At 65.2% G+C, this 3,672-nt stretch carries 4 protein-coding genes; 2 read left to right on the top strand and 2 right to left on the bottom strand.

Annotated elements, in window-relative coordinates; translation table 11 throughout:
• Window positions 1–417 (top strand): hypothetical protein (locus KVS69_RS17960; RefSeq protein WP_217539369.1); only part of this gene is annotated, 417 nt, incomplete at its 5' end.
• Between the two features lie 58 nt (window positions 418–475).
• Here the strand turns inward: KVS69_RS17960 and KVS69_RS17965 are convergent.
• A complete protein-coding gene (locus tag KVS69_RS17965) occupies window positions 476–1,618 on the bottom strand; it encodes a YncE family protein (RefSeq protein WP_217539370.1) in 1,143 nt (380 codons plus the stop codon).
• A 198-nt stretch (window positions 1,619–1,816) separates the two neighbouring features.
• Here KVS69_RS17965 and KVS69_RS17970 point away from each other — a divergent pair, with 198 nt between their 5' ends.
• Window positions 1,817–2,032 carry a hypothetical protein gene (locus KVS69_RS17970; RefSeq protein WP_083214053.1) on the top strand — a complete coding sequence of 72 codons (216 nt, stop codon included), beginning with the start codon at window positions 1,817–1,819 and terminating at the stop codon, window positions 2,030–2,032.
• 6 nt (window positions 2,033–2,038) lie between these two features.
• On the opposite strand, the gene KVS69_RS17975 is transcribed toward KVS69_RS17970, so the two are convergent.
• Complete coding sequence (locus KVS69_RS17975) at window positions 2,039–3,502, bottom strand: XVIPCD domain-containing protein (RefSeq protein WP_254622267.1); 1,464 nt, start codon at window positions 3,500–3,502, stop codon at window positions 2,039–2,041.
• Window positions 3,503–3,672: the final 170 nt, after the last annotated feature.

Here is a 3,672-nt window from a genome sequence, read left to right on the forward strand (position 1 = left end):
GTTGCAAGCCTTTCAGCAATACTGCTGGACCCAGACTATTACGCGTTCATTCTTGCCGAGCGCAAGGATTTGATGGGCCTACCCTATATTGGCGAAGGCTGCCTCATCGCACTGAAGGCAGTGGCTTGGCTCGACCTTCGAGAGCGCAAAGCCAGCGGTGATGCCATTGACGGCAAAGACATCCGGAAACATCTGATGGATGTTTTCGCGCTCTCGCAAGTTCTACTGCCAAGTACACGCTTCGATGTAAGCCCTCGCATCGCTGCAGACATCGAGCGGTTCGCGGCTGAGGCACGCATGGAACAGCACGACTTGTCGCGCTTCGGGAAAGATATCTCCGCTGACGACATCATTCTGGGGATTCAAGCGGCCTTCTGCGCAGCGTCGCCAGAGGTTCGCGCCGTATCGCCCGATTAAAGGAGGATTGAGGGGTGCCCGGCCGCGCTTTGGCGGCCAGGCATGTGGTCGCCAGTCTTTACAGCGCAATCCGCGCCACAGACTCCTCACTCCCCTTCCCGTCCTTGTCGCCATTCTTGATGGTCACGTACAGGACGTTCTTCTTCGCATCCAGTGCCAGGCTGTTCGGGTGGGTCGGCACGTCATAGGTGCCCACCTGCTTGTAGCTCTCGCTGTCATACGCGGTCACCGTGCCGGCTTCGCGGTTGGTCACGTAGAGCCGCTTGCGCGGCGCATCCAGCAGCAGGCCCAGCGGACCGGCGTCGGTGGCGATGCTGGCCAGTTCCTTGCCGGTGGTCGGGTCCAGCACCAGCACGCGCTGGCCCGGGTGCTTGGAGACGAAGCCCGGAATGCTGTTTCCCTGGTACTTGCGGATCATCTCCAGGCCCTGGTCGGTCACGAACAGGCGCTTGCCGCTCGGGTCCAGCGCCAGGTTCATCGGCTGCTCGGCGCTGACCTTGAAGCGCTGCTCCACCTTGCCGGTGTCGGTGCCCACGGTGACCACTTCACCCAGCAGGTTCGAGGTGAGCACGCGCTTGTTGGCCGCATCCAGGGTCAGCCCCGGCGCCTTGGCGTTGCCCAGGCCCGGAATGGTGTTGATCAGCTTCAGCGACTGGGTGTCCACCACGAACAGCACGCTGCCTTCGCCGGAGTGGCCGGTCACATACAGGCGGTTGTTCGGGGAATCCACCACCAGCTCGCGCAGGTCGTGGGTGTAGCCGGCCTTGCCATCCTTGCCAACCTTCTTCTCCATCAGCTGCACGATGCCCACCGCCTTGTTGGAGGCGGTATCCACCACGGTCACCGAGGTGTCCACGGTGTTGCCCACGTGCAGGCGGTTATGGGCGTCATCGAGCACCACGCCGAAGGCTTTGCGCTCCAGCGGGATCTTGGCTTCCACGGCCAGCGAATCCGGATTCAGGCGCAGCACCTGGGCCGGGCCGGCGGCATCGCCGAAGCCGCCCGAAGAGGCCACAAACAGCGCGTTCTGGGTAGGGCTGAAGGCCAGCTCGTACAGGCCCTGGGCCACCGCGGCGCGCTGCACGGAGGAAGCGGCGGCGGTGGTGGCGGCCTTTTCAGCGGCAAAGGCAGACGGGGCGCCAAGGGTCAGGCTGACGGCCAGCGCCAGGGCGGCCGAACGGAACAGGGAACGAGGGTGCATGCGAGCGTCCTTGTGAGAGGCAGAGGAAGGATCCTGGCTCGCGTGGCCGCTGGGAGGAGCGGCCAACCACACGGTCGAATGACGTGGGAAGGCTGGCTGGCCCGGACATCTTAACAGGGGTGGCCAGCGGCGGGATTCCTCCGTCCCACGCCGTGAGACGCCCCTGCGCGATCCTGCGATCCGCTTCGGAGGATCAACATGAACAAGATCGACCTTGATTGGCTGGAAGAGTTCGACCAGGCCATGCTGGGGCTGTACGCCATCAACCACAGCGACGCCGGCATGGACGAACAGCTGCTGGTGAGCTACTACGACCTGGAGCCGCGTGAGGCGGCGCTGGCGTTCGGCAATGACTACGACCTGGACCGGATGAACCCGCTGTGGCCGCCGATGGGGCTGGCGTTGAACAGCTGAGCGCAGTCAGTACCCCATGCTTGCCGCCGCGACCTGCATCTCCTGCTGCACGCGCTGATCTTCTTCCTGCTGCTGCGTTGCCAGTTGCGCGGCGCGCTGTTCCTGCTCGAACGCCGCAACGTCAAACTGCTCAAGAGACTCTTCGAACGGTGTCTTCACTGCCTGCGCCGTTGGCATGCCGGCGCGTTGGTGGCCGGGGTTGTCCAGCTCGCCCTGGACCACGAAGACGTTCTGGCCGCCGGGTTGGCTTTCCGTGGGTTGGCTGAGCACCACGTGGTCCACGCTGTCCAGGCCGTTGCTCTTGGCCAGCACCATCAGGCTGCCGGTGAGGCGCTCGCTGGTCTGGTCGTAGCTGCGGCCGTGGGCCTCGTCCAGCTTCGCTACGCCCTCGCGGATCTGCTGGTCGAGGGCGTGGTCGGGGTGCTCGGGGTTGAGGGGTGTCCAAGGTTCCTGCTCATCAGCGGGCTGCGCCACCCGCGCCATGGCAGGCTCTGGTTCTGGCTCCGGCTGTTGCTCCGGCACAGCCTGATTCGCGATGACGTCGTTCGCGGGTTCTTTCAACGGAACGGCATCCGGTTGCTCGGCCGCCACCACCTGCTCAACCACGTCTCTCGGCGCTGCCTCTGTAACAGGCTCGTCGAGCGAAACTTCATCCCGCAGTGGGTGCTGTGTTGACGCTGCATCCTCCATGCCCGGTCGCTCGGACGTCTCAGCCTGCACCCCGATCTCAGGCTGGCTGGCGTCCACGCGGATAACAGTCTCCGGCGCCGCTTCGGGGGTTACCTGCTGCTCTGCCTTCGCTTCTGACGCAGCGACGGTCGCAGCGAGGTCGGGGACTTCTACCGGTGGCCGTTCGACAGGTTCGGGCTCAGGCACCGGCTGTATCGGTGTCGAGGCGATGTCGGGTGAAGTGGGCGCCGTGTGAGCTTGTGCCTCCGCCACGGACGCTTCGCGCCGAGCCTCCTCTTCCTCGGCAGTACGAGCGAACGCCTCCTGGGCACGCTGCGCTTCGACGTGCTCACGTGCGCCCTGCTCAGCCCCCTGAGCTGTCTGGGGCTCTCGCTGGGCCGTGGACTGCTCCTCGACCGTGGTGCGCTCGACAGAAGCGGCAATCGCTGCTGCAGCCAGATGAGGGGCTGGCTGCGAGGAAGGCGGCTCATTGGTGGTGCTTGGCTCGTTCTCAACCAGCTCCGGCACACGCGCTTCAGCGACGTCCCTGCCATCTGCCCGCATCGCCGCCAATGCAGCCAGCTGTGCGGCCTCCTCCGCGGAAGCGCCTTGCCGGTTGGCCTCCCTCAGCGCCTGCTGATGGGCGTCCCACGCGTCGGGCGACAGTGCCTCAATGCGCAGCTCCGGCGCGTTCTGGATTGGCACCTCTTCCGCCACGTTGCCCTGCAGAGCGGCGGTATGCTGCTGTGACGCCTGAACCCTCGCAACGTCCTCCATCGTGGTGGTCGCCGTGAGGACCATGCGGTTGCCACCCGCATCACCGAATGCAGCAATGGCGCTGTCGGCGCTTGGCGCGTGGGTGCGCGGGTCTGGGATCAGTTCAAGTACCAGGTCACCCTGCCTTCCGTTGTCCGCAAGACCCTGCTCCACCGCCGCCGCCGTAGCCGCCAACTGCGCTTCACTGCGTTCGA

It is taken from the genome of Stenotrophomonas sp. GbtcB23, from assembly GCF_019091045.1.
Classification (GTDB): Bacteria; Pseudomonadota; Gammaproteobacteria; order Xanthomonadales; family Xanthomonadaceae; genus Stenotrophomonas; species Stenotrophomonas rhizophila_A.

Bases quoted from the DNA above. Each gene is read 5' to 3' on its own strand.
- KVS69_RS17970 (WP_083214053.1), top strand. From the start codon at position 1,817: ATGAACAAGATCGACCTTGATTGGCTGGAAGAGTTCGACCAGGCCATG.
- KVS69_RS17965 (WP_217539370.1), bottom strand. From the start codon at position 1,618: ATGCACCCTCGTTCCCTGTTCCGTTCGGCCGCCCTGGCGCTGGCCGTC.
- KVS69_RS17975 (WP_254622267.1), bottom strand. From the start codon at position 3,502: ATGGTCCTCACGGCGACCACCACGATGGAGGACGTTGCGAGGGTTCAG.